The organism is Micromonospora sp. CPCC 206061, from assembly GCF_036906915.1.
Lineage (GTDB): Bacteria > Actinomycetota > Actinomycetes > Mycobacteriales > Micromonosporaceae > Phytohabitans.
In genome coordinates, this window is the sequence record NZ_JBAKHX010000014.1 from 1 (window position 1) to 23,878 (window position 23,878).

The 23,878-nt window shown below is 71.7% G+C and carries 21 protein-coding genes; 16 read left to right on the forward strand and 5 right to left on the reverse strand.

Annotated features, from left to right (window positions below; genetic code table 11):
* The 8 genes from infB to truB form a co-directional block, all read left to right on the forward strand.
* Nucleotides 1-2,023 (forward strand): translation initiation factor IF-2 (gene infB, locus V6V89_RS13190; protein ID WP_334619361.1); only part of this gene is annotated, 2,023 nt, incomplete at its 5' end.
* Between the two features lie 72 nt (nt 2,024-2,095).
* Nucleotides 2,096-2,389, forward strand: a complete 294-nt coding sequence (locus tag V6V89_RS13195; protein WP_334619362.1) for a DUF503 domain-containing protein — start codon at nt 2,096-2,098, stop codon at nt 2,387-2,389.
* Between the two features lie 71 nt (nt 2,390-2,460).
* The gene (gene rbfA / locus V6V89_RS13200) at nt 2,461-2,913 is read left to right on the forward strand and encodes a 30S ribosome-binding factor RbfA (RefSeq protein ID WP_334619363.1); all 453 of its coding nucleotides are present in this window, start codon (nt 2,461-2,463) and stop codon (nt 2,911-2,913) included.
* The gene (locus V6V89_RS13205; RefSeq protein ID WP_334619364.1) at nt 2,910-3,953 is read left to right on the forward strand and encodes a DHH family phosphoesterase; all 1,044 of its coding nucleotides are present in this window, start codon (nt 2,910-2,912) and stop codon (nt 3,951-3,953) included. The genes rbfA and V6V89_RS13205 overlap by 4 nt, the downstream gene beginning before the upstream one ends.
* 18 nt (nt 3,954-3,971) lie before the next feature.
* The gene (locus tag V6V89_RS13210; protein ID WP_334619365.1) at nt 3,972-4,379 is read left to right on the forward strand and encodes a hypothetical protein; all 408 of its coding nucleotides are present in this window, start codon (nt 3,972-3,974) and stop codon (nt 4,377-4,379) included.
* A 41-nt stretch (nt 4,380-4,420) separates the two neighbouring features.
* On the forward strand, nt 4,421-4,594 hold the full coding sequence (locus tag V6V89_RS13215) for a DUF6186 family protein (RefSeq protein ID WP_334619457.1): 174 nt from the start codon (nt 4,421-4,423) through the stop codon (nt 4,592-4,594).
* A gap of 436 nt (nt 4,595-5,030) precedes the next feature.
* The gene (locus V6V89_RS13220; RefSeq protein WP_334619366.1) at nt 5,031-6,332 is read left to right on the forward strand and encodes an MATE family efflux transporter; all 1,302 of its coding nucleotides are present in this window, start codon (nt 5,031-5,033) and stop codon (nt 6,330-6,332) included.
* A 44-nt stretch (nt 6,333-6,376) separates the two neighbouring features.
* Nucleotides 6,377-7,252, forward strand: coding sequence for a tRNA pseudouridine(55) synthase TruB (gene truB, locus V6V89_RS13225; RefSeq protein ID WP_334619367.1), 876 nt, complete (start codon nt 6,377-6,379; stop codon nt 7,250-7,252).
* Here the strand turns inward: truB and V6V89_RS13230 are convergent.
* A complete protein-coding gene (locus tag V6V89_RS13230) occupies nt 7,242-10,271 on the reverse strand; it encodes an NACHT domain-containing protein (RefSeq protein WP_334619368.1) in 3,030 nt (1,009 codons plus the stop codon). The two genes, truB and V6V89_RS13230, sit on opposite strands and share 11 nt — an antisense overlap.
* A 93-nt stretch (nt 10,272-10,364) precedes the next feature.
* On the opposite strand from V6V89_RS13230, the gene V6V89_RS13235 reads away from it, so the two are divergent.
* From V6V89_RS13235 to V6V89_RS13250, 4 genes are all read left to right on the forward strand, one after another.
* Nucleotides 10,365-11,291, forward strand: a complete 927-nt coding sequence (locus V6V89_RS13235; RefSeq protein WP_334619369.1) for a bifunctional riboflavin kinase/FAD synthetase — start codon at nt 10,365-10,367, stop codon at nt 11,289-11,291.
* A gap of 109 nt (nt 11,292-11,400) precedes the next feature.
* Nucleotides 11,401-11,670 (forward strand): 30S ribosomal protein S15, encoded by a 270-nt coding sequence (gene rpsO / locus V6V89_RS13240; RefSeq protein WP_334619370.1) that lies wholly within the window; start codon nt 11,401-11,403, stop codon nt 11,668-11,670.
* A gap of 204 nt (nt 11,671-11,874) precedes the next feature.
* On the forward strand, nt 11,875-14,250 hold the full coding sequence (locus tag V6V89_RS13245) for a polyribonucleotide nucleotidyltransferase (protein WP_334619371.1): 2,376 nt from the start codon (nt 11,875-11,877) through the stop codon (nt 14,248-14,250).
* Nucleotides 14,250-15,575: a M16 family metallopeptidase gene (locus tag V6V89_RS13250; protein WP_442935130.1), complete on the forward strand. Its 1,326-nt coding sequence runs from the start codon at nt 14,250-14,252 to the stop codon at nt 15,573-15,575. The genes V6V89_RS13245 and V6V89_RS13250 overlap by 1 nt, the downstream gene beginning before the upstream one ends.
* Before the next feature lie 145 nt (nt 15,576-15,720).
* Here V6V89_RS13250 and V6V89_RS13255 read toward each other — a convergent pair whose 3' ends face one another.
* Entirely contained in the window at nt 15,721-16,614 is an 894-nt protein-coding gene (locus tag V6V89_RS13255; protein ID WP_334619373.1) for an acetylxylan esterase, read from the reverse strand.
* 148 nt (nt 16,615-16,762) lie between these two features.
* Here V6V89_RS13255 and dapB point away from each other — a divergent pair, with 148 nt between their 5' ends.
* The gene (dapB, locus tag V6V89_RS13260) at nt 16,763-17,521 is read left to right on the forward strand and encodes a 4-hydroxy-tetrahydrodipicolinate reductase (protein ID WP_334619374.1); all 759 of its coding nucleotides are present in this window, start codon (nt 16,763-16,765) and stop codon (nt 17,519-17,521) included.
* On the opposite strand, the gene V6V89_RS13265 is transcribed toward dapB, so the two are convergent.
* The 3 genes from V6V89_RS13265 to V6V89_RS13275 are packed head-to-tail and all read right to left on the reverse strand — an operon-like array spanning nt 17,468 to nt 20,849.
* Nucleotides 17,468-19,429, reverse strand: coding sequence for a glycogen debranching N-terminal domain-containing protein (locus V6V89_RS13265; protein WP_334619375.1), 1,962 nt, complete (start codon nt 19,427-19,429; stop codon nt 17,468-17,470). The two genes, dapB and V6V89_RS13265, sit on opposite strands and share 54 nt — an antisense overlap.
* Nucleotides 19,426-19,980, reverse strand: a complete 555-nt coding sequence (locus V6V89_RS13270; RefSeq protein ID WP_334619376.1) for a GNAT family N-acetyltransferase — start codon at nt 19,978-19,980, stop codon at nt 19,426-19,428. Before V6V89_RS13270 ends, V6V89_RS13265 begins: the two co-directional genes overlap by 4 nt.
* 44 nt (nt 19,981-20,024) lie before the next feature.
* Nucleotides 20,025-20,849, reverse strand: coding sequence for a bifunctional DNA primase/polymerase (locus V6V89_RS13275; protein ID WP_334619377.1), 825 nt, complete (start codon nt 20,847-20,849; stop codon nt 20,025-20,027).
* 59 nt (nt 20,850-20,908) lie between these two features.
* Between V6V89_RS13275 and V6V89_RS13280 the strand changes: the two genes are divergently transcribed.
* From V6V89_RS13280 to thyX, 3 genes are all read left to right on the forward strand, one after another.
* On the forward strand, nt 20,909-22,114 hold the full coding sequence (locus V6V89_RS13280; RefSeq protein ID WP_334619378.1) for a winged helix-turn-helix domain-containing protein: 1,206 nt from the start codon (nt 20,909-20,911) through the stop codon (nt 22,112-22,114).
* Nucleotides 22,104-22,601, forward strand: a complete 498-nt coding sequence (locus tag V6V89_RS13285) for a DUF2752 domain-containing protein (RefSeq protein ID WP_442935131.1) — start codon at nt 22,104-22,106, stop codon at nt 22,599-22,601. The genes V6V89_RS13280 and V6V89_RS13285 overlap by 11 nt, the downstream gene beginning before the upstream one ends.
* A gap of 502 nt (nt 22,602-23,103) precedes the next feature.
* Entirely contained in the window at nt 23,104-23,856 is a 753-nt protein-coding gene (thyX, locus tag V6V89_RS13290; protein WP_334619379.1) for an FAD-dependent thymidylate synthase, read from the forward strand.
* Nucleotides 23,857-23,878 lie beyond the last annotated feature (22 nt).

Genomic DNA, 23,878 nt, shown 5'->3' on the forward strand with positions numbered 1-23,878 from the left:
TGGCGGCGGCTTCCGCGGCGGTCCCGGCGGTGGTCCGGGCGCGCCGGCTGGCGGCGGTGGCCGTCCCGGTGGCGGCGGGCGCGGGCGTGGCGGCGGTGCCGCGGGTGCCTTCGGCCGTCCGGGTGGCAAGCCGACCCGTGGTCGCAAGTCCAAGAAGCAGCGCAGACAAGAGTTCGACAATCTGTCCGCGCCGACCATGAGCTCCGGCGCGCCGCGCGGCAACGGCCAGGCGATTCGGCTGTCGCGTGGTGCCTCGCTCTCGGACTTCGCAGACAAGATCAACGCGAATCCGGGCTCGCTCGTGCAGGAGATGTTCAACCTGGGCGAGATGGTCACGGCCACCCAGTCGTGCTCCGACGAAACCCTGCTGCTGCTGGGTGAGCACCTCGGGTTCGACGTGCAGATCGTCAGCCCCGAAGACGAGGACCGTGAGCTGCTCGCGCAGTTCAACATCGACCTCGACGCGGCGGTCGCCGAAGACCGGCTGGTCAGCCGGCCACCGGTCGTGACCGTCATGGGCCACGTCGACCACGGTAAGACGAAGCTGCTCGACGCCATCCGCAAGACCAACGTGATCGAGGGCGAAGCCGGCGGCATCACCCAGCACATCGGCGCGTACCAGGTCATGGTGGAGCACGACGGCAACGAGCGGGCGATCACCTTCATCGACACCCCGGGTCACGAGGCGTTCACCGCCATGCGTGCCCGTGGTGCCCAGGTGACCGACATCGTCATCCTGGTCGTGGCGGCCGACGACGGCGTCATGCCGCAGACGATCGAGGCGTTGAACCACGCCAAGGCGGCCGAGGTGCCGATCGTGGTCGCGGTCAACAAGGTCGACAAGCCGGAGGCCAACCCCGACAAGGTGCGCCAGCAGCTCACCGAGTACGGACTGGTGGCCGAGGAGTACGGCGGCGACACGATGTTCGTCAACGTGGCCGCCAAGCCGGGCGTCGGCATCGACGACCTCCTCGAGGCCGTCCTGCTGACCGCCGACGCGTCGCTCGAGCTGACCGCCGCGATCGACGGCCCCGCCCAGGGTGTCGCGATCGAGGCGCACCTGGACAAGGGTCGGGGAGCGGTGGCCACGGTGCTGGTCCAGAAGGGCACCCTGCGGGCCGGCGACTCGATCGTCGCCGGTGGAGCGCACGGTCGAGTCCGGGCCATGCTGGACGAGAACTTCAAGCCGGTCACCGAGGCCGGGCCGGCGCGTCCGGTGCAGGTGCTCGGCCTGACGGCTGTCCCCGGGGCGGGCGACACGTTCCTCGCCGCCGCGGACGACCGCACCGTCCGGCAGATCGCCGAGCAGCGGCAGGCCCGCCGGCGTGCGGCCAGCTTCGCCAACCGTGGTTCCCGGGTCACGCTCGAGAACCTGCTTGAGCAGATCAAGGAAGGCGAGAAGACCACGCTCAACCTCATCCTCAAGGGTGACGTCTCCGGTTCGGTGGAGGCCCTGGAGGATGCGTTGTTCAAGATCGAGATTCCGGACGAGGTGCAGCTCAAGATCCTTGACCGGGGTGTCGGCGCGATCACCGAGAGCAACGTCATGCTCGCCAGCGCCTCCTCTGAGGCTGCGACGATCATCGGCTTCAACGTGCGGGCCTCCAACAAGGTCCGCGAGATAGCCGACCGCGAGGGTGTGGAGATCCGGTACTACACGGTCATCTACCAGGCCATCGAGGAGATCGACGCGGCGCTCAAGGGCCTGCTCAAGCCGGAGTACGAAGAGGTCGACCTCGGGTCGGCGGAGGTCCGCGAGGTCTTCCGCTCGTCCAAGATCGGCAACATCGCCGGCTGTCTGGTCCGGTCGGGTCTCATGCGCCGCAACGCCAAGGCGCGCCTCCTGCGCGATGGCGCCGTGGTCGCCGACAACCTCACCATCAGCTCGCTGAAGAGGTTCAAGGACGACGCGACCGAGGTCCGCGAGGGCTTCGAGTGCGGTCTGACCCTGCAGGGCTACAACAACCTTCAGGCGGGCGACGTCATCGAGACGTTCGAGATGCGCGAGAAGAAGCGCGCCTGACAGATCGACGCGGACGCGGCCACCCCGCCCCTCCAGGCGGGAGCTGGCCGCGTTCGCGTAGATTTCCTCGCCGTGTACACCGGTACGGCAGTCTTCGACGTCCTGCTGCCTGGCGACTCGCGGTCGCTGAAGGCCAAGCGTTCCTACGTGCGACCGATCATCGCGGCGCTGCGCCGGTTCGAGGTGTCGGTGGCGGAGGTCGGCGCTCTCGACCTCCACGCCCGCGCCGAGATCGGCGTCGCGGTGGTGGCCGCCGAGCCCCGCCACGCGGGCGAGGTGCTCGACTCGTGCGAGCGGGCGGTGGCCGGCCGTCCGGAGATCGAATTGCTCTCCGTCAAGCGCCGGCTACACGGTGACGATGAGTAGGCAGGGCCCTGGACCTGGGTACTCACACAGGTAGTGTTCAGGGTTGTTGGCCGTGCTGCGGAGGTGACGAGATGACGGACCCAGCCAAGGTGCGCCGGCACGCGGAGCGTGTGCGGGAACTGGTGGCGTCGGTGGTGCGTACCCAGATCAAAGACCCCCGGCTCGGCATGATCACCATTACCGACGCCCGGATCACGGCCGACCTGCGCGACGCCACGGTGTTCTACACGGTCCTCGGCGATGCCGCCGCTCAGGCGGGCACCGCCGCCGCGCTCGACAGCGCCAAGGGCATGGTGCGCAGCACCGTCGGCAAGGCGCTCGGGCTGCGGCACTCGCCGACGCTGACGTTCGTGCACGACAACGTCCAGGAGCACGCCAAGCACCTGGACGACCTGCTGGCCCAGGCCCGCATGGCGGACGCCGAGGTGCAGCGGCTCGCGGCCGGCAAGGCGTACGCCGGCGACTCCAACCCGTACCGCGAAGACGAGCCGGATGACGAGTCGGCCGAAGAGGACGAACGGTGACCACGCTCGTCGAGCCGGCGGCCGACACGTCCGGGCCATCCGTGGCCGACTGGGAGGCGGCGGTCGCGGCTGTCCACGGCCTGCCGCCCGAGGCCAGCGTGCTGCTGGTCTGCCACGTCAACCCCGACGGTGACGCGCTGGGCAGCATGCTGGGGTTCACGCTGGGGCTGCGCCGGCTGGGCCTGCCCCGGTTGCAGGCCACGTTTCCGGGCCCGCTCGAGGTGCCGCCGCCGTTCCGCGGGCTGCCCGGGCTCGACCTGCTCGTGCCGGAGGCAGATGCCGACCCCGACCCCGACCTGCTGGTCTGCTTCGACGCGGCGAGCGCGTCGCGGCTCGGCGGGCTGGTCGATCGGCTCGACCGCGCGGGCGCCTCGATCGTTCTCGACCACCACGCGTCCAACCCCGGCTTCGGCGGGATCAACCTGATCGACCCCACGGCCGCCGCGACCTCGGTGGTGGCCGAGCAGTTGCTGACCCGGCTGGGCGTGCCGCTGGACGCGGAGATCGCCGAATGCCTGTACGTGGCGCTGGCCACCGACACCGGCTCGTTCCGCTTCGACATGACCACCCCGGCGGTGCACGAGATGGCCGCCCGGCTGCTCGCCACCGGCATCAGCCCCGGCGAGATCTCCCGGCGGATCTTCGACACCCGGCCGTTCGGGGCCATCCGGCTGTACGGTGACGTGCTCCAGCGGGCCCAGCTCGAGCCTGACGTGGCCGGTGGCCTCGGCCTGGCGTGGACGTACGCGACCCTCGACGACCTGACGCGGTACGAACAGAAGCCCTATGTGCTGGAGGCGCTCATCGACTCGGTGCGCATCGCCGCCGAGGCCGACGTGAGCTGCCTCGTCAAGCAGGTTCGCCCGCATGAGTGGGCGGTGTCGATGCGCAGCAAGGGCGCGGTCGACGTGAGCCTGGTCGCCGTGGCGCTGGGTGGCGGCGGGCACCGGCTGGCGGCCGGGTTCACCGGGCGCGGCACGATCGACGAGGTGATGGCCGCGATCCGGGCCGAGTTGGCGGGTCTCGACTCGGGCGGATAGCCCGGCGACAATCGACCTATGGTCGAGGAGGACGTCGCCGTCCCGGCACCGCGTTACTGGGACCGTCCGGCGGTCACCGTGCCGGTCTTCGCCGCACTCGCCGCGGTCGGTGGTCAGTTTCCGGGCTTTACGCGCGAGGCCAATCTCTTCACCCTCGCCGTCGGCGGGGTCTTTGTCTGGGTGGGGTTGGCAGGCTGGGTACGCCAGCCGGGGCGGCTGCCCGGCGGATGGCGGCCGCACGCGGTGTGGTGGCTGCTGCCGGCCGCCGTCTTCGGTGTGCTGGAGAGCGCCACGTTTCTGCTCGGCTCCAGCGACGACTATCCGACGTTCTCGCGGCTCGCCGATCCCCTGCTGGAGCGCGAGGTGGTCCGCTCGGTGGGCTACTTCGGCTGGCTGGCCGCGTTCTGGGGGCTGGTGCGGCGGTGAGTCTCACACGGGCGGTGGCGATCGGGGGGTTCCTGTTCGCGATGGGCCTCTTCGTCGCGGTGGAGTGGGCGGCGCGGCGGGAGGGCTCGCGCGTTCCGACGCTCGGCGACGTGTGCGGATACGTCATGCGGTATGAGGTCGGGCGGGTGCCGGTGGGCCGGATCGTGCTGCTCGTCTTCTGGTGGTGGATCGGCTGGCACTTCCTTGCGCGCTGATGAAGCTGAGACTACCGGTCCGTATCGCGGGAACCACGCGCGGTTGCACCTGACTGAACGCTAACTTGGGTCCTGATCGACCGTTTGCTGTGCCCTCCAGGGTCGTACCCGACCCGGGCCGGCGCCCCGGCCATCTCTCCGGCGATCCCGGAGCGTTGTCCGCTGGTGCCACGCTCAATCGCCCGCAGTGCGGGCGCGCCGTGAGCGCGCCGCACGCACCCTGGAAGGACCGGTCTCATGGCGAGTAAGCCAAAGCCGGAGACGACTGAGGAAGCCCGCGAGCAGGCTCGCCGCGCTCTTCAGACGTCGATGGACACGCGCCAGTAAAGCGCTCAGATCCGTGGTGACCCGGGCTGTCACCATGCGCTGCGCGATGGAGTGCGTAAGTAGTCATTGACGTTGCGGTCATTACCTGGCGATGTCAGGATGGCGAGCGATGTCCGAGTACTCGCTGCGCCGTGTCGCGAGCCTCGCGCTGCCGGCGCTCGTCGTGCTCGCCGCCGAGCCCCTGTACGTGCTCGTCGACACGGCCGTCGTCGGTCACCTCGGCAGGCTGCCGCTGGCGGCGCTCGCCATAGGCGGCACGGTCATGTCGGTCGCCGCGTGGCTCGGCGCGATCATGGCGTACGGCACCACCGGGCGCGCCGCCCGCCGGTACGGCTCAGGCGACCGCGCCTCCGCGGTGGCCGAAGGGGTACAGGCGTCGTGGCTGGCGCTGGGTGCGGGCGTTGCCCTGGCGGTCGCCATGCAGGTGGCGGCCGGGCCGCTGGCGCGTACTCTCGCCGGAACGGACTCCGACGTGGCCGGCGCCGGCGCGGGGTGGCTGCGGATCGCGGTGCTGGGCGCCCCTGGGTTACTCCTCGCCGCCGCCGGCAACGGCTGGATGCGCGGGGTGCAGGACACCCGACGACCGCTGCGCTACGTGCTCGGCGCCAACGTGCTCTCCGCCGCGCTCTGCCCAGTGTTGGTGTACCCGCTGGGTATGGGCCTCAATGGCTCGGCGGTCGCCAACGTGGTCGCGCAGACCGTTTCCGGGGTGCTGTTCCTGCGGGCGATCGTCGTCGAGCGGGTGCCGCTGCGGCCCCACCCCGCGATGATGCGCCAGCAGGTGGTGCTCGGCCGCGACCTGCTGATCAGGGGCGCGGCGTTTCAGGCCAGCTTCCTGTCCGCCACCGCCGTCGCGGCGCGCTTCGGCACCGCAGTGGTGGCCGCCCACCAGATCACGCTCCAGCTGTGGTTCTTCTGCGCGCTCGCCCTGGACGCGGTCGCCATCGCCGCCCAGTCACTGGTCGGCGCGGCTCTTGGCGCTGGGCACGACGCCGAGGCGCGCGAACTGGGCCGCCGGATCGCGGTGATCGGCGGCGTCTGCGGGGTCGGCTTCGCGGTGCTGGTCGGGGCGGGTGCGGGCGTGGTGCCGGCGTGGTTCAGCTCAGACCCGGCGGTGCGCGAGCAGGCGATGGTGGCGTGGCCGTGGTTCGTGGGGCTGCTGCCGCTCGCCGGCATCGTGTACGCGCTCGACGGCGTGCTGATCGGCGCAGGCGACGCCCGCTTCCTGCGCAACGCGACCATCGTGGCGGCCGTGGGCGGCTTCCTGCCGGCGATCTGGCTGGCGTACGCCCTGGAGGCTGGCCTCGGCGGCATCTGGGCCGGGCTGGCGCTGTTCATCGTGCTCCGCCTGGTCACCCTCCTCGCCCGCCTCCGCTCCGGCGCCTGGGCGGTTGTCGGCGCGGTTCGCTGACACCGTTTCACGGGTGACTCGGGGTGGTCTGGCAGGGTGGGGGCGTGAGTGATGGGCTTGTGGTGGTGGACAAAGCGCCGGGGATGACGTCGCACGACGTGGTGGCGCGGGTGCGGCGGTTGGCGCGCACGCGGCGGGTGGGGCACGGGGGCACGCTCGACCCGATGGCCACCGGCGTGCTCGTGATCGGTGTCGGCCGGGCGACGCGGCTGCTCACGTACGTGATCGGGTCGGCGAAGGGATACGCGGCGACGATCCGGCTCGGGCAGAGCACGGTCACCGACGACGCCGAGGGCGAGGTGGTCGCGACCGCGCCGGCGGGTCACGTCACCGACGACGCGGTACACACCGGGCTGGCCGCGCTCACCGGCGAGATCGATCAGGTGCCGAGCGCGGTGAGCGCGATCAAGATCGACGGCAAGCGGGCCTACAAGCGGGTACGCGAGGGGGAGCAGGTCGAGCTGGCCGCCCGCCGGGTCACGGTCTCGCGCCTCGACGTGCTGGCGATCCGGCGTGCCGGCGAGACCGTCGACGTCGACGTCGACCTGGAGTGCTCCTCGGGCACCTATGTGCGCGCGATCGCCCGCGACCTCGGTGCCGCGCTCGGCGTCGGCGGGCACCTGACCGCATTGCGGCGTACGACGGTGGGGGGCTTCACGCTGGCCGAGGCGTCCACGCTGGAAGAGTTGGAAAAGGGCGCGCCCGACGTGGTCAACCTGCCGCTCGCCGATGCGGCCCGGCGGTTCTTCCCCACCCGCGAGGCCGACCCGGCGGAGGCGAAGACGCTCTCGCACGGAGGGCCGCTGGCGCAGGTCGGCATCGCCGGGCCGTACGCCGTGTTCGACCCCGACGGCGGGCTGCTTGCGGTGGTCAGCGAGCGGGATGGCAAGGCCCGTCCCGAAGTGGTCTTCACTGGGTAGCTGGAAGGTCGTTCCAGGCACTGCGCACCAAGCTGCCCGGGCCGAGTTCGCCTTCGCCGAGCACCTGCGCCTGTCGCCGGTACACGTTGACGGTCACCCCGGCGAGCCCCGCCAGCGGCCGGAGATCGAGCGGGTCGTGCCCGTGGTGGTGCAGCTCGATCGCGGGCACCTCCGCACCGGCGAGCGCGGACAGGTCGGGCGGCTCTGCGAAGTGGACGCACAGGTGCCGCGGGGCCGGTGCCCGCGGCAGCACGATGGCGACGTCCGAGCCCTCGACGTCGAGGTCGAGCCGTTCGAGCCGGGGCAGCCGCACCTGTTGGAGTGGCGCCGTGGTCCCCACCGCGTACAGCGACAGCCGCCGTAGCCGCGGCCACTCGGCGGCGCCGATCCGGTAGAACGGCAGCGCCTCCATGCCGAGGCTGGACAGGTCGAGCCCGGGGAGCACGCGGCCGTTTTCCACCTCGCCCCGCACGCTCAGCTCCGACAGCTGCGGCATGTGCGCCGTTGGCGAGAGGTCCAGCGGGTGGGTGACGGAGACGCGGAGGCTGTCGAGCGGATAGCCCGCGAGCGGGGTGAGGCTGGCGCAGTTGGACACCGAGAGGTGCCGCAGGTCGCTCAGGTCTCGCACGAACCCGAGATCGACCGGTTCCATATCGAGCGACGAGACGGTCAGGTACCGGAGGTGGCGCAGGTGCCGAAGCGCGGGCAGCTGGGCGCGGTCGTCGATCACGAGCTCGCCGGCGCGCAGCGGCGAGTCGCGGAGCACGATGCGGGCGTACTCGTCCGGGTCGAACCGCGGCCACGCCTGGATCAGCGCGTCGACGACGGCGAGCCGGGAGTCGCCGCCCAGCCGGGCGAGCAGCGGCAGTGCGGCGGGGTCGGCGGTCGCGGCCGCGGCTTTGACGGTCAGGACCCGCGCGTACTCGTTGGGCGCGACTGGCGAGGCCATCAGCAGGTCAAGCGCGAACGGTCCGGCCCGGCCGAGCGCGATGGCGGCGGCCTCGGTGCGCGGCGGAAGGAGATTGGCGGTTGCCTTCCGGATCGCCGCCTCCAGCTCGGGCCCTCGCTCCGGCGAGGTTTCCAGGCAGGCGAGGGCGATCAGACGCAGCAGTTCGCGGTGTGACCGCGCGATGTCCGCTGCGCCGCGGTCGAGCAGCCCGTACAGCAGCCCTTCCCGGGCGCTCGCGCTGGCGTGGCCGGCCGCCATCACCACCACCTCGTGCCAGGCGGGCAGGTGCGCGTGCGCCGTCAGCACCCCGAAATCGCCCTCGTCGACCGCCTGCTTGGCGGCCAGGTACTCCTGGAACGAGCGGTGCACGAAGTCGACCCGCTCGGCGACCTGCTCCCTGAGCAGGCCGCTGCGCTCCAGCAGTACCCGATAAACCTGGTCCGGCGCGGCCGTGACCTGCGGCATGGCGCGAAGTTTCGCGGCGATCCGCCCGACCGCGTCGGCGCGGGCGGCGTCCGACCAGCCGTTGCGGATCAGCCAGTACGCCAGGTCGCACAGCAGCAGGGTCTGCTCGGTGCGGCCGAGGGCGGGCTGCGCGTCGATGCGGCGTTCGCGGTCGCGGCGCTCCAGCAGCATGTGCAGCGCCACCTCGTACAGCTCCATGCGGTTGCCGGGAAGCTGGCCGCGCCGGTCGCGGTGCAGGGCGCAGAGCAGCGCGCACAGCAGCGGGTACCCGGCGAGCTGGCGCAGGTGGCGGTGCCGGTCGAGCGCGGCGAGCAGGCGGCGTTCCTGCTCGGTGACCTCGTCGCGGTCGGGTTCGGTGCGGCAGCCGCTGCGCATCGCCTCGTGCCAGCGGCCCACGAAGATGCGCACCTGGGCGGGCGTCATCGGCTCCAGCTCGGCCGGGAGGAAGCCGTCGATGTCGAGCCAGTCGCGCGGCGCGGCGGCCGGGCGTGACGTGACCACGTACCGGGCGTGCGGGAACGCGTCGATCAGCTCGCGCAGCCACCGGCGCACCTCGTCGCGCCGCTCCTCGGCCAGCTCGTCGACGCCGTCCACGAGCACGATCGCCCCGCCCCGGGCGCGGAGCTGGCGCTGCACCCAGCCGGGCGGCATCTCCTCGGCTATGTGCCGGCCCACCTCGTTCAGGAAGTCCTCCGGGGCGGGCAGTTCCGCGGTGGCGTACCGGCGCAGCGGCAGGAAGAACGGCACGGTGCCGCCGTCCACGTCCCGCGCGGCCTTCACCGCGATCCAGTGCAGCAGCGTCGTCTTGCCGATGCCGGCCTGGCCGCGGACGAAGATCCGGTCGGAGCGGGCCAGGACGCGTTCCACGGGAGCCGCGCCTTCCATGGCGTCGCGCGCGGTCAGGCTCAGGTACGCGACGGAGAGCGGGTACCGGCGGCTGGACTCGCTGAGCGTCGCGCCGAAGAACTCGACCCGGTCGAGCCGGTTGGCGACCAGCTGCCGGTAGTCGGGTTCGAAGTCGTCGGCGCCGCGGCGCTCGGGCAGCCGTGCCAGCACCTCCGCCACGTCGTCGAGAATCTGGCGGTCGCGGCGCAGCAGCTCGGCGAGGCCCGCGACGCCGGCGCCGGGCAGCGCCCGGGCCACCTCGATCGTGTACGCGGAGCATTCGCGCAGCACCAGGTCGTAGAGCCGGATGCCGCTGTCCGCGAGGCCCGCCCGTGCCGCGCGGTCCGGGTCCTGCGAGCGCAGGTACCGGTCGAGGTAACCGGCGTCCAGGTCCTGCTTGAACAGGTCGTCCTCGGTGAGCGCGGCCGCCTCGAAGGTGTCGCGCACGGCGTCGACCGCGGCGTGCCGTTCGTGCTCTGTCAGGTCGCCGAACTCCCGCTCCACCAGCGGCTGCACCCGATCGGCGATGAGATCCGCGGTCTCGTCCCGGACCCGCCGGAGCTTGCGCCGCTCGCGCTCGCTGGTGAGCTGCTGCGCGGCCAGGTCGATCGCCGTGTTGCCGACCTCGGAGGCGAGCTTCGCGTCGCCGAACCAGACGCCGAACGCCGCCTTCACGACCGCCGCGCCGAGTGTGATCGCGGCCACCTCAAGCCCTGGCACGCGCCGAGGATGCCACACGCCACCAAGCCCTACCGGCCCCAGGGCCCGCACGAGCGGAGCGAGCGCCAAACAGCACCGCCTAAGCTGGGCGGCATGCAGAGGTGGCGGGGCTACGAGGCGGTGCCGAGCGGGTTCGGTCGTTCGGTGATCACCATCGGCGTGTTCGACGGCGTGCACCGTGGGCACCAGGCGACCATCGGGCACGCGGTGTCCCGGGCGCGTGAGCTGGGCCTCCAGTCCGTCGTGGTGACCTTCGACCCGCACCCGTCCGAGGTGGTCCGGCCGGGCACGCACCCGGCGGTACTGACGGAGCCGCACCGCAAGGCCGAGCTGATCGCGGAGCTGGGTGTCGACGTGCTCTGTGTGGTGCCGTTCACACTCGAGTTCTCGAAGCTGTCGCCGCAGCAGTTCGTCCATGACGTACTGGTCGAGCACCTGCACGCCGCGGTGGTCGTGGTGGGGGAGAACTTCCGCTTCGGGCACCGGGCGGCCGGTGACAGGGCGCTGCTGTCGGAGCTGGGCCGCACGTTCGGGTTCGCGGTCGACGACTCGCCGCTGGTGTCGGAGCACGGCACGGTGTTCTCCTCGACGTACATCCGCTCCTGCGTCGACGCGGGCGACGTGGCGGCGGCGGCCGAGGCGCTCGGGCGCCCCCACCGCGTGGAGGGCGTGGTCGTCCGCGGCGACCAGCGCGGCCGGCAGCTGGGCTTCCCGACCGCGAACCTGCTCACCGGCGCCTGGACGTCGATCCCCGCCGACGGCGTGTACGCCGGTTGGGTGATCCGGCGCGGCGAGCGGCTGCCGGCGGCGGCGTCGGTGGGGACGAACCCGACCTTCTCCGGCACCGAGCGCCGCGTCGAGGCGCACATCCTCGACTTCGACGACGACCTGTACGGCGAGCGCCTGGAGCTGGAGTTCGTCGACCGGCGGCGGGGGCAGGTCAAGTTCGACGGGGTCGAGCCGTTGATCGCGCAGATGAAGGAAGACGTGGCCCAGATCCGGTCGGTGCTGGAGCGGTAGGCCGGCCTGGTAATGTGGGAACGACGTCGGGTCACCGACGCACGGCTCCGCGTGCCTGCACGACGCCGCGGGTGCGGGGTTCTGGATACCCACAGAAACTAGGGAGAAAATGGCGCTCGACCAGCAAGCCAAGGCCAAGATCAGGGCGGATTACGCGACCGCCGAGGGCGACACCGGTTCGCCCGAGGTGCAGGTGGCAGTGCTCACCAAGCGGATCGCCGACCTCACCGAGCACCTCAAGGTGCACAAGCACGACCACCACAGCCGTCGTGGTCTGCTGCTCCTGGTGGGGCGCCGGCGCCGCCTGCTCAACTACATGGCCAAGAAGGACATCGCACGCTACCGGTCGATCATCGAGCGGCTCGGCCTGCGGCGATGACAATTGCGGGGAGTGGCCGACGCCGCTCCCCGCATTCACAAAACCACAGGGGTCCGAGAGCCGATCGGCGCACCGGTCCTCGGTAGTGGCCCCCGGGCCGCCGGCACCCGCCGGCCCACCGTCCCGGGCGCTTCGATCGAAGACCGGCCCGCTAGAGCAGCTCTCCAGGTGTGACCCCACCAATTGAAGGAGAGCAACACACACATGACCGAGACAACACTCGGCTCCCACAGCAGCACTGCGGTGATCGACAACGGGGCCTTCGGCACCCGTGAGATCACCTTCGCTACCGGGCGGCTCGCCCGGCAGGCGGCTGGCTCGGTGATCGCCCAGCTCGGCGACACCGTCATCCTGTCCGCCACCACGGCGAGCAAGAACCCGAAGGAGCAGTTCGACTTCTTCCCGCTGACCGTCGACGTCGAGGAGCGGATGTACGCCGCGGGCCGCATCCCCGGCTCGTTCTTCCGCCGCGAGGGCCGGCCAAGCGAGGACGCGATCCTCACCTGCCGGCTGACCGACCGGCCGCTGCGCCCCAGCTTCGTCAAGGGCCTGCGCAACGAGGTCCAGGTCGTCGCGACGATCCTGGCGCTCGACCCCAACCACCTGTACGACGTGATCGCGATCAACGCCGCGTCGATGTCGACGAAGCTGTCCGGCCTGCCGTTCTCCGGTCCGATCGGTGCGACCCGGATGGCCCATATCGACGGCCAGTGGGTCGCGTTCCCGACCCACGAGGAGCTGGCTCGGGCCACCTTCGACATGGTCGTGGCCGGGCGGGTCCTGGCCGACGGCGATGTCGCGATCATGATGGTCGAGGCCGAGGCCACGCCGAACGCGGTGGCGCTGATCGCCGCCGGCGCGACCGCGCCGACCGAGGAGGTCGTGGCCAGCGGCCTGGAGGCCTCCAAGCCGGCCATCCGCGAGCTGTGCCGGGCGCAGAACGAGGTGGCCGCCGTCGCGGCCAAGCCGATCGCGGAGTTCCCGGTCTTCCTGGACTACCAGGATGACGCCTACACGGCCGTCGCCGGCGTGGCCAAGGCCGAGGTGGCCGAGGCGCTGAAGATCGCCGGCAAGGCTGAGCGCGAGGACGCGCTCGACCGCGTCAAGGACAAGGCGCACGAGGAGCTCGACGGCCAGTTCGAGGGCCGGGAAAAGGAGATCAGCGCCGCGTTCCGGTCGCTGGTCAAGTCCGAGGTGCGAGCGCGCGTACTGCGCGAGCAGGTGCGCATCGACGGTCGCGGTCCGCGCGACATCCGGCCGCTGACCGCCGAGACCCAGGTGCTGCCGCGGGTGCACGGGTCGGCGCTGTTCGAGCGCGGCGAGACGCAGATCCTCGGCGTCACCACGCTCAACATGCTCCGCATGGAGCAGCAGCTCGACACGCTCTCGCCCGAGAAGCACAAGCGCTACATGCACAACTACAACTTCCCGCCCTACTCGACCGGTGAGACCGGCCGGGTCGGTGCGCCGAAGCGGCGCGAGATCGGCCACGGCGCGCTCGCCGAGCGCGCACTGGTCCCCGTGCTGCCGAGCCGGGAAGAGTTCCCCTACGCGATCCGCCAGGTGTCCGAGGCGCTCGGCTCCAACGGCTCGACCTCGATGGGCTCGGTCTGCGCGTCCACGATGTCGCTGCTGTCGGCGGGTGTGCCGCTGAAGGCACCGGTCGCGGGCATCGCGATGGGCCTCATCTCCGACGAGGTCGAGGGCAAGACGCAGTACGTGACGCTGACCGACATCCTCGGCGCCGAAGACGCGTACGGCGACATGGACTTCAAGGTCGCCGGCACCCGCGACTTCGTGACCGCGCTGCAGCTCGACACCAAGCTCGACGGCATCCCGTCCGACGTGCTGGCGGGCGCGCTGCAGCAGGCGCACGAGGCGCGGCAGGCGATCCTCGACGTCATGCAGACCGCGATCGACACGCCGGCCACGATGTCGGAGTACGCGCCGCGCGTCACCAGCGTGAAGATCCCGGTCGACAAGATCGGTATGGTGATCGGGCCGAAGGGCCAGACCATCAACGCGATCCAGGACGAGACCGGCGCCGAGATCTCGATCGAAGACGACGGCACGATCTACGTTGGCGCCACCGACGGCCCGTCCGCAGAGGCGGCCGTCGAGCGGATCAACGCGATCGCCAACCCGACGCTGCCGAAGGTCGGCGAGAAGTTCCTCGGCACCGTGGTGAAGACGGCCGCGTTCGGCGCGTTCATCTCGCTGTTGCCGGGCCGCGACGGCCTGCTGCACATCTCCAAGGTGGGCAACGGCAAGCGGGTCGAGAAGGTCGAAGACTTCCTCAACGTCGGCGACAAGGTCGAGGTACAGATCGCCGACATCGACCAGCGCGGCAAGATCTACCTGGACAAGGTGCGTCCGGAGGGCGAGGAGGCGCCGGAGTCGTCCGAGGAGGCTGGCGCCGGCCGGCCGGCCGGCCGTGACGGCGATCGCGGACCGCGCGACCGGGGCGATCGCGACCGCGGCGACCGCGGCCCGAGCCGCGGCGAGCGGTCCGAGGGCGGCGAAGGTGGCGAAGGCGACAGCGAGGGCGGCCAGCCCCGCCGCCGCCGGCACCGCCGCTGATGGCGCTGGATCAACGAGATCATCGGACTAGCGCTGTGCAGCACGGTACGCCGCGCTCTAAGCCTTCGCCGCGTGGTGGCGGCGGGTTCGACGGAGGCAGCACGGTACGCCGTACCGTGCTGCCTTCGGGCCTTCGGGTACTGACCGAGGCGATCCCGTCGATGCGAAGCGTCTCGTTCGGCATCTGGGTCGCGGTCGGCTCCCGCGACGAGCCCGAGGGTCTCGGCGGCGTGTCGCACTTCCTGGAGCACCTGCTCTTCAAGGGCACCAACAAGCGCACGGCGCTCGACATCTCCGCGCAGATCGAGGCGGTGGGCGGCGAGACCAACGCGTTCACCACCAAGGAGTACACCTGCTACTACGCGCGGGTGCTCGACGAAGACCTGCCGCTGGCGATCGACGTGATGTGCGACCTGGTCGCCGACTCGGTGCTCGACCCGGCTGACGTCGAGACCGAGCGCGGGGTGATCCTCGAAGAGATCGCCATGCACGACGACGAGCCCGGCGACGAGGTGCACGACGTGTTCGCCGAGGCGATCTACGGCGACCATCCGCTCGGGCGGCTCGTGTCGGGCACCGAAGACACCATTTCCCCGATGAGCCGCGAGCAGATCCTCGACTTCTACCGGGAGCGCTACACGGCGCCGTCCATCGTGGTCGCTGCCGCTGGCAACCTGGATCATGACGTCGTTGTCGAGCTGGTTTCGCAGTCGCTTGGCGCCGGCATCGGCGTACCAGCACCGCTGCGGCCCACCTCGGCGGTGCCGACCCGCCCCTCCGACACGGTCATCCGCGTCAAGGACACCGAGCAGGCACACCTCGTGCTCGGCTCGACCGGGATAGCCCGCCTCGACGAGCGCCGGTTCGCGCTCGGCGTGCTCAACAACGTGCTCGGCGGCGGCATGTCGAGCCGGCTCTTCCAGGAGATCCGGGAGAAGCGCGGGCTGGCGTACTCGGTCTACTCGTACTCCGGCCAGTACGCCGACAGCGGCCTGTTCGCGGTGTACGCGGGCTGCGCGCCCGGCAAGGTCGACGAGGTGCTGGCGCTGACTCGGACCGAGCTGGCGGCGGTCGCCGAAAAGGGTCTGACCGAGGCGGAGCTGGCCCGTGGCAAGGGAATGGCCAAGGGCGGGCACGTGCTGGGCCTGGAAGACACCGGGTCGCGGATGAGCCGCCTGGCCAAGGGCGAGCTGCTCTACGGCGACCTGATAGGCGTCGACGAGCTTCTTGCGCGAGTAGACGCGGTAACCCTGGACGAGGTCAACGCCCTGGCAGCCGACCTCCTAGCCCGCGAAACAACCCTGGCAGCAATAGGCCCCCTCTAACCCTCCGCCTCCGCCGCCCGCCCGCCCGCGCCGCCCGCCCGCGCCGCCCAGCCCCGCCGATCAAGGGCAAACGCACGTGGTTCGATCTCAAATCCGCGTGCGTTTGCCCTTGATCGACGCGATCTTCCTTGATCGCGGTGGTTTATCACGCGAAGAAGTCGGCTAGTTCGCGGTCGCGTTCGGCGAGCTCGGCGGCTTCGGTGTCGTAGCGCATGTGGCCGGCGGTCAGCACATACAGGTGTTTCGGGCCGGCCAGGGCCTGGAAGACCGCGAGCTGCCCCAACGGCGGCACCGCCGGGTCGCGGCGCGCCACCGACACGTACACCGGGATGCGGATGCGGGTCGCGGCGGTCGCCGCGTCGAAGTAGGCCAGCACCGCCCTCAATGAGGGCTCCCGCACCACCGCCTGGCGCACCGCCTCGCCGCTGCCGGTACACGGCTGGCGCAGCCGCACCGGATGGTGGCCGAAGCTGGGCAGGCACAGGTGGGCACGGCCGAACCGGTCGTCCCATGGCAGGGCGAGCGCGCCGATGCCGCCGCCGAAGCTGCCGCCCGCGTAGTCGAGCGGCGCCTCGATCGACGGGAAACGGCGCAGCAGCACGGAGCCGGCCCGCCAGAGGTCGGCAGCGCAGAAGCGGTGCACGTACGTCTCGCGGGACCGGATGCCATGCAGGACGTGCTCGGTGGGCGCCGCCGGGATGGTCGCCGACCGGCTACGGGGCAGGCCCGGCGCGCACGGGAAGATCTTCGCCGCGGACGGGATGGGCACGTACTCGTCGGGCCCGTCGTCGCGTCCCTGGTACCCGTGGCTGATCACCGCGCCGCGCCGGACCGTGGACCCCGACGGATGGGTGATCCAGGCGAACGCCCGCTCACCCGTCGCCGATTCGAACGTGACCTCTTCCACCCGCCGCCCGAGCCGTGCGTCGTCGTACTCCCGCTCCACCCGCCAGCGCAGCGGGGCCTTCGTCAACTCGGCATGCGTCGAGCGCCAGAAGTCGTCGAAGTCTGGCGGGGCCGGAGGGGGATCGGCGTTCATCACATCCATCGTGGATGATCACGCGACGGCGCGGGAACCCTCCAGACAGCCAGCGAGGTCGTGCAGGTACGCCGCCTCAGAAGTAACGGCTGCATGGGACGGCGCGGGAGTGTCGGTGATCACCTAGCGGTGGGATAAGTTGTGCCCCGTGAGTGACGAGCGCGAACCCGTCCGCGTCGGTGTGCTGGGCGCCCGCGGGCGCATGGGTGTCGAGGTGTGCAAGGCGGTCGACGCGGCCGACGATCTCGAACTGGTCGCGATGATCGACCAGGGTGACTGGCTGTTCAACGCCTCCGACGCGGCCGCCGAGGTGGTCGTCGACTTCACCACGCCCGACGTGGTGATGGATCACCTGCACTGGTGCATCGACCAGGGCATCAACGTGGTGGTGGGCACCAGCGGCTTCACCGAGCAGCGGCTCGAGCGGGTGCGCACCTGGCTGCAGCACAAGCCCGACGTTGGCGTGGTCATCGCGCCGAACTTCGGGGTCGGCGCGGTGCTGATGATGGAGTTCGCGGCGCGGGCGGCCCGGTTCTTCGAGTCGGTGGAGATCATCGAGCAGCACCACCCGCGCAAGCTGGACGCGCCGAGCGGAACGGCCACGCACACGGCGCGGCTCGTCGCCGAGGCGCGCGCCGCGGCCGGGATGGCCGACATGCCCGACGCGACCAAGGACGAGATCCCCGGTGCGCGAGGCGCCGAGGTCGACGGGGTGCGGGTGCATTCGGTACGCGCCAGCGGCCTCGTCGCGCACCAGGAGGTGCTCTTCGGCACGCTGGGGGAGACGCTGACGATCCGGCACGACTCGTATGACCGGGCGTCGTTCATGCCCGGCGTGCTGCTCGCGATCCGGTCAGTGATCAGCCGCCCCGGCCTGACCGTCGGCCTGGGTCCACTGCTCGGGTAGCCCCGAGACGGCGGTGCGGCCGGCCGCGTCCACGGTCACGTCCACCGGGGTACCGGCGATGCGCAGGCCACGCGCGGACAGAGCGCCCAGCGGGATGCCGGGGCGCAGTGTGACGCGCCCGCCTGGCGCGTCGGGTTCCAGGCCCAGCGCCGCGTGCAGGATGACCACGGCGGCCGCCGCCGACCACGCCTGGGGCCGGCAGGCCGCCGGGTACGGCACCGGGCGGCCAACGGCCGAGCGGTCGTCGCCGCCGTACAGCTCCGGGAGCCGGTACTCGAACGCCTCACCGGCCGCCAGCAGCCCTTCGGCGAGTCGGGCGGCCGTCTCGGTGTGACCGGCACGGGCCAGCCCGGCGAGGACGATCGCGGTGTCGTGCGCCCAGATCGATCCACAGTGGTACGACAGTGGACTGAAACCACCGTCCAGTTCGGACATCGTGCGCAGGCCGAAGCCGCCCGACATGGCGGGCGCCGCCAGCACGGACGCGACGGCGGCCTCCTCGGCCCGCGACAGCAGGCCGGTCCCGAGCAGGTGCCCGATGTTGCTGGTGAGCGCGTCGACCGGCCGCCCTTGGCCGTCGAGCGCCAGTGCCGGGTAACCGCCGACCCAGTACGCGGCCCGGAAGCGCTCGGCGAGCCCCGCGGCGTACCCCCGCAGCCGGTCACCGCCGGGACGCCCGAACGCGTCGAGCAGCGCCGCGCCGTTCATGGCCGCCTGGTACGCGTACCCCTGGACCTCGACCAGCGCGATGGGCGGCTCGGCGCGGCGGCCGTCGCGAAAGCGCACCGCGTCGGCGGAGTCCTTCCAGCCCTGGTTGGCAAGGCCCCGGCCGGTGCTGTCGACGTACCGGACGAAGCCCTCGTGGCCGGTGATCCAGCCGAGGGCGGCCTCCAGCGCCGGCAGCAGCGCCTCGACCTCGGCGGCGGGCATGCCCCAGCGCCAGGCGTCGTGCAGCAGGCAGACCCAGAGCGGGGTGGCGTCGACCGTGCCGTAGTACGTGGGAGGCAGCACGATCCCTCGGCTGGTGAGATGCAGCTCGCGCCGCCGCACCTCGTGCACGATCTTGCCGGGCTCCTCTTCGGACGGTGGGTCGTCGCGGCGGCCCTGCCTGCCGGCGAGCACCCGGAGCGTGCCGGCCGCGAGGTCGGTGCCGAGCGGCAGCAGCATCCGGGCCGCCCAGATGCTGTCCCGGCCGAAGAGCGTGAGAAACCACGGCACCCCCGCACCGAGGAACGTGTCGCCGCCGTCCGCGAGGCGCAGCGACGCGAGGTCGTCGAGCGACTGTTCGAGCAGGCGCACCAGGCGGTGGTCGGCGGCGGTGACCTCGGGCCGCGCCCACTCGACCGGCCCGCGCGGCGCGACCATCACGGCGCCCGGGTCGTCGACGCCCAGCTCCCAGCGCAGCGTCGCGGCGCCGCGCGGCGGCAGGTCGACCTCCCACCGCCGCTCCGGTGTGACCGTGACCGTGACGCCCTCGACCGGCGCGGCCGCCGCGCCCGACTTGACCGCCTCCATCCGCGCCAGGTCGGACGAGACCTGCACCGTGACCGTGGCCCGCACCGGCACGCTCGCGGTCGAGCTGATCCGGATCTCCTCGGCCAGCCCACCCGGCACCACCCGCCGGTGCCGGTCGACGCGCACGGTCGGCTCGGGTGAGGGATCGCCGAGCCACCTCATGAGCGACACGAACCGCGCGGCACCCGGCCCGTCCAGCGAGTACTGGACCGCCTCAGCCTCCCGTCCGTCGACGAGCAGCCGTGCCTCGGCCAGTACGCGCGTGTCGGCGTGGAACACGCCCTGGACCCCATCGGCCCGGATCTGTCCGTCCGGCCCGCTGAGCACGGTGGTCGGCGCCGCCGTGGTCGCCACCAACTGATGCAGCGCCGGCTGCGCGGTCCGCTCGCTCACAGGTCTGTGTGGAGGCGGAGTTGGTCGATCAGCTGGTCGTCGACATCCAAAGCGCGGGCGGCGCCATCTGGCTGCCAGCCGGTCGACTCCAGGAACTTGCGGGTCGCCGCGTCGCCCGCGTAGACCCAGGCCACGCCTCGGGCAAGGCCGTCTTCGCGCCACAGGTCGACGCTCGCGGCCAGCAGCCGGCTGCCGTGGCCGCGCCGGCCCCACCGCGGCTCCACCAGCAGCTCGGTGAAGGCCGCGACGTCCGCGCCCAGCGCCGGCTCGTCGGGCGCGAGCGCCTGCTCGTCGGCGGGGCCGCTCGCCGCGAAACCGACCAGGTGCTGAGCTTGGTCACCCTGTTCGACGGCCACGAGTACGCGGTGCCGCGGCGACGGCGGAGCCTGGATCGCCTCTGTCCACTGTCTCGTGATCCACGCCTCGTCGAGCCGGTCGAGGGCCCGTTTCGGCAGCACCCGGCGGTACGCGGTCCGCCAGGTCTCCAGTTGGATGCGTGCGATCTCGGCGGCGTCTTCCGGACGCGCTGGCCGGACGTACCCGAGCGCCATGAACGATCAGCCTACGGCCCGCGCGTTCGGTGCCTGCGGGCTGGTCAGCTCGCGAGCTGGGTCCGGGCGCCGGCAAGGCCCGAGCGGATGGTGCGGGCGGTCTCGTACGCGCCGAGGCCGGCGAGCCTGGCGGCCGGCGTGAGGGCGTCGACCACGTCTCGCTCGTCGAGCAGGCCGGCGGCGGCCAGCCGGCCGAGGCGGCGCGTTGCCGAGTACAGGGTGTTGTTGCGGGTGCCCACCGGTGCCCGGCGCACCCGGTCTGCCTCGTTTTCGAGTGCGGCGGCCGCATACCGGGAGGGGTGGCGGATCTGGGTCGGCGGCCGCGGCGGTGGCTCGGGCGGGGGCGCGACCAGCGCGCGCAGCACAGGCGGGCACAGCGGTGCCGGCCCGCGCAGGATCCACCTGTATCGCTCGCCGCTCGCGTGCGTCGACGGTGGCGCAACCACGTATCCGTCGACGCCACGCCAGTCGACACCCGGCAGCACGCGCACCCTGTTGGGCAGGCCGGTGGCGGCGAAGTACAGGTGCAGGCCGCCCGAGCCGGTGCGTACGGTCGGCACTTCGCGGTCGACCAGCGCCTGCACGAGCCGCAGGCCGTCGGCGGTGTCGACGTCGCACACGTCGACCACGACGCCGGTGCGCAGCCCGACATTGGCCCCCGGCCAGGTGGCCCACCAGCGGCGCAACACCGCCGGATCGGTGCTGGCCTGGTGCAGCCCGGCGGTGATGAGGCGGGGATGCCAGCGCGGGTGCTTGCCCGGGCGGTCGCACTGCGGTCGGCGGCAGGAGCACCCACCGTCGCCGACGCCGGTGTGCAGCGGCAACACCGGAACGCCGGCCGCCGCGTAGCGGAGCGCGCTGGCGAGCATACGCTCAGTCTATCGAACAACAGTACTAATGTCGTACTCATGAATTAGCGTGCGACGCGATGGCAGTACTCGAATCTCTCTCGATCGCCCAGGCCCGCCGGATCGCTCTGGCCGCCCAAGGCTTCACCGACCCCGCGCCAGCGGGGTCGGCCACGATTCGCCACCTGCGCCGCGTGCTCGGCCGCGTGGGGCTCATCCAGATGGACTCCGTCAACGTCCTCCAGCGCGCCCACTACCTGCCGCTCTACAGCCGGCTCGGGCCATACCCGACCGAGCTGCTCGACCGCGCGGCCTACCGCCGCCCGCGCGAGCTGTTCGAGTACTGGGGGCACGAGGCGTCGCTGATCCCCGTCCGGCTCCAGCCGAGCCTGCGGTGGCGCATGGCGGCCGCCCAGACCGACTCGTGGGGCGGCATGCGGCGGATCGCCGTCGAGCAGCCCGAGCTCGTCAAGTGGGTGCACGACGAGGTGCGCGTCAACGGGCCGCTGACCGCCGCCGAGATCGAGCACGACGCGCCGCGCGAGACCGGCAACTGGGGGTGGAACTGGTCGTCGGTCAAGCGGGCACTCGAGTTCCTGTTCTGGGCCGGCGAGGTGACCGCCGCCGGGCGCAACGGCAACTTCGCGCGCGTCTACGACATTCCCGAGCGGGTCCTGCCCCCCGACGTGCTCGCCGCGCCCACGCCCGAGCCCGCCGACGCGTTCCGCTCGCTGGTCGCCGTGGCCGCCCGCTCGCTCGGCGTGGCGGCCGAGTTCGAGCTGCGCGACTACTTCCGGCTCCCGGTCGCCGCCGCCCGCACCGCCATCGCGGAGCTCGTCGAGGCCGGCGAGCTGCTCCCCGTCGAGGTGCGCGGCTGGCGGCAGCAGGCATACCTGCACCCCGAGGCCAAGCTGCCCCGCTGGGTGCGCGCCCAGACGCTGATCAGCCCGTTCGACCCGCTGATCTGGGAGCGGGCCCGCACCGAGCGGCTGTTCGGCTTCACCTACCGCATCGAGATCTACGTGCCCGCACCCCAGCGGGTCTACGGGTACTACGTGCTGCCGTTCCTGCAGGGTGACCGGTTCACGGCCCGCGTCGACCTCAAAGCCGACCGCAAGGCGGGCGTCCTGCGCGTCCCGGCCGCGTGGCTCGAGCCCGGCGCCGACCCCGCATCCACGGGGCCAGCGCTGGCCGCGGAGCTCACCCGGCTGGCCGGATGGCTCGGGCTCTCCGCTGTGGCCCCGCCCGAGGGCGGCAACCTGCGTTGGCGCTCCGGTGTACCGTGACAGCGTGACGAGCGTGGTGAGCCCCGAGACGCCGTACTACATGCCGCCACCGCCCAACCGCTTCACCCGCCTGATGGCCCGGTCGCCGCGCTGGCTGGCCCCGGTCGCGGCGCTCGGGTGCATGGCGGGCGCCGTCGGCTACACGCTGGTCGCCGACCCGACCGACAGCACCGCCGACGCCGCGCCGACCTGCCTGCTCAAGCTCACGACAGGCTTCGACTGCCCGGGGTGCGGCGGGACGCGCGCGTTCTGGTACGTGCTGCACGGCGACCTGCCCGCCGCCGCACGGCACCACATCCTGTTCATCTTCGCGCTGCCGTTCCTGCTGTACATGTACGTGGCGTGGGCCGGGCAGCGGGTCTTCGGGCGGCGGCTGCCGCAGCTGCGGATCTCCCCCAAGACCATCGGCGTGTTCCTGGGCGTGTGGTTCGTCTTCACCATCGCCCGCAACCTCCCCTGGCCCCCCTTCACCTGGCTCTACGTCTAACCCCCACGCCGCGCCCCCACGCCGCGCCCCCACGCCGCGCCCCCGCGCCGCGCCCCCGCGCCGCGCCCCCACGCCGCGTCGCGTCCGCGCGGCAACGGCTCTCCCGTCGATCAAGGGCAAACGCACGTGGTTCGATCTCATTTCCGCGTGCATTTGCCCTTGATCGACGCGAATGCCCTTGATCGGCGATAGCGTCGGGTGTGGCGGGCTTCGCGGGTCGCGCCGGGTCGGTGCCGGCCGCGCCCACTGCTCGCACGCGGCCAGATCTTGGATCGCCGGCGTCGCTCCGGCGACGGCGCAGCGAGTGGAACCGTGCGGTGTCCCGCCCTCGACCACCGCCGTGGGCCTACGCCCGTCGATCAAGGAGATGTTCATCGATCAAGGGCGAACGCACGTGGAAGTGAGATCGAACCACGTGCATTTGGCCTTGATCGGCGGTTGAAGGGGCGGCGGGCGGTGGGCGCTCGGGTGTGGGCTCGCGCGCCTTGGTACGGTGCGGGGCATGCCGGAAGTCGTCCAGCCCCAGGTCAAGCTCATCGCATGGACTCACTTCGAGCCGCCGGACGACGTTCCGTGGTCGACCGACGCCGAGGGTGGCCAGGCGCTCGCCGAGTTTGCGGGGCGGGCCTGCTACCAGTCCTGGAAGAAGCCCAACCCGGTTACGGCGACCAACGCCGGCTACCTCAACCACATTCTCGACTCGGCTCACCTGTCGGTGCTCGAGCACGGTTCGGTGACGTTCTACATCACCGGCGTGTCCCGCTCACTCACCCACGAGCTGATCCGGCACCGGCACTTCTCGTACTCGCAGCTTTCCCAGCGGTACGTGCCGGAGCGCGACGCCGCCATGGTCGAGCCGGATGTGATCGCCGACGACCCTGAGCTGCACAAGAAGTTCGTCGAGGCGGCGGAGGCCAGCGTCCGGGCGTACACGGAACTGCTGGAGGGGTTGGAGCGCAAGTTTTCCGACGAACCCAGCCCGACGCTGCGCCGCAAGCGCGCGCGCCAGGCGGCGCGTGCCGTCCTGCCAAATGCCACCGAGACCCGCATCGTGGTCACCGGCAACTACCGGGCGTGGCGGCATTTCATCGGGATGCGCGCCACCGAGGCCGCTGACGTGGAGATCCGCGAGCTGGCGATCGAGTGCTTGCGGCAGCTCCAGGGCGCCGCGCCGAACGTTTTCGCAGATTTCACCATCTCGACGCTCGACGACGGCTCTCAGGTCGCGTCGAGCCCGTATGCGCAGGTGTCCTGAACCATTCGGGGAGCACTGCGCC

What these genes read in the sequence shown, in the direction of transcription:
- V6V89_RS13210 (WP_334619365.1), top strand. Translation starts at nt 3,972, where the DNA reads ATGGTCGAGGAGGACGTCGCCGTCCCGGCACCGCGTTACTGGGACCGT.
- thyX (WP_334619379.1), top strand. Translation starts at nt 23,104, where the DNA reads ATGCCGGAAGTCGTCCAGCCCCAGGTCAAGCTCATCGCATGGACTCAC.
- V6V89_RS13215 (WP_334619457.1), top strand. Translation starts at nt 4,421, where the DNA reads ATGGGCCTCTTCGTCGCGGTGGAGTGGGCGGCGCGGCGGGAGGGCTCG.
- V6V89_RS13220 (WP_334619366.1), top strand. Translation starts at nt 5,031, where the DNA reads ATGTCCGAGTACTCGCTGCGCCGTGTCGCGAGCCTCGCGCTGCCGGCG.
- V6V89_RS13270 (WP_334619376.1), bottom strand. Translation starts at nt 19,980, where the DNA reads ATGGCGCTCGGGTACGTCCGGCCAGCGCGTCCGGAAGACGCCGCCGAG.
- V6V89_RS13235 (WP_334619369.1), top strand. Translation starts at nt 10,365, where the DNA reads ATGCAGAGGTGGCGGGGCTACGAGGCGGTGCCGAGCGGGTTCGGTCGT.
- V6V89_RS13250 (WP_442935130.1), top strand. Translation starts at nt 14,250, where the DNA reads ATGGCGCTGGATCAACGAGATCATCGGACTAGCGCTGTGCAGCACGGT.
- V6V89_RS13255 (WP_334619373.1), bottom strand. Translation starts at nt 16,614, where the DNA reads ATGAACGCCGATCCCCCTCCGGCCCCGCCAGACTTCGACGACTTCTGG.
- rpsO (WP_334619370.1), top strand. Translation starts at nt 11,401, where the DNA reads ATGGCGCTCGACCAGCAAGCCAAGGCCAAGATCAGGGCGGATTACGCG.
- V6V89_RS13245 (WP_334619371.1), top strand. Translation starts at nt 11,875, where the DNA reads ATGACCGAGACAACACTCGGCTCCCACAGCAGCACTGCGGTGATCGAC.
- V6V89_RS13275 (WP_334619377.1), bottom strand. Translation starts at nt 20,849, where the DNA reads ATGCTCGCCAGCGCGCTCCGCTACGCGGCGGCCGGCGTTCCGGTGTTG.
- rbfA (WP_334619363.1), top strand. Translation starts at nt 2,461, where the DNA reads ATGACGGACCCAGCCAAGGTGCGCCGGCACGCGGAGCGTGTGCGGGAA.
- V6V89_RS13280 (WP_334619378.1), top strand. Translation starts at nt 20,909, where the DNA reads ATGGCAGTACTCGAATCTCTCTCGATCGCCCAGGCCCGCCGGATCGCT.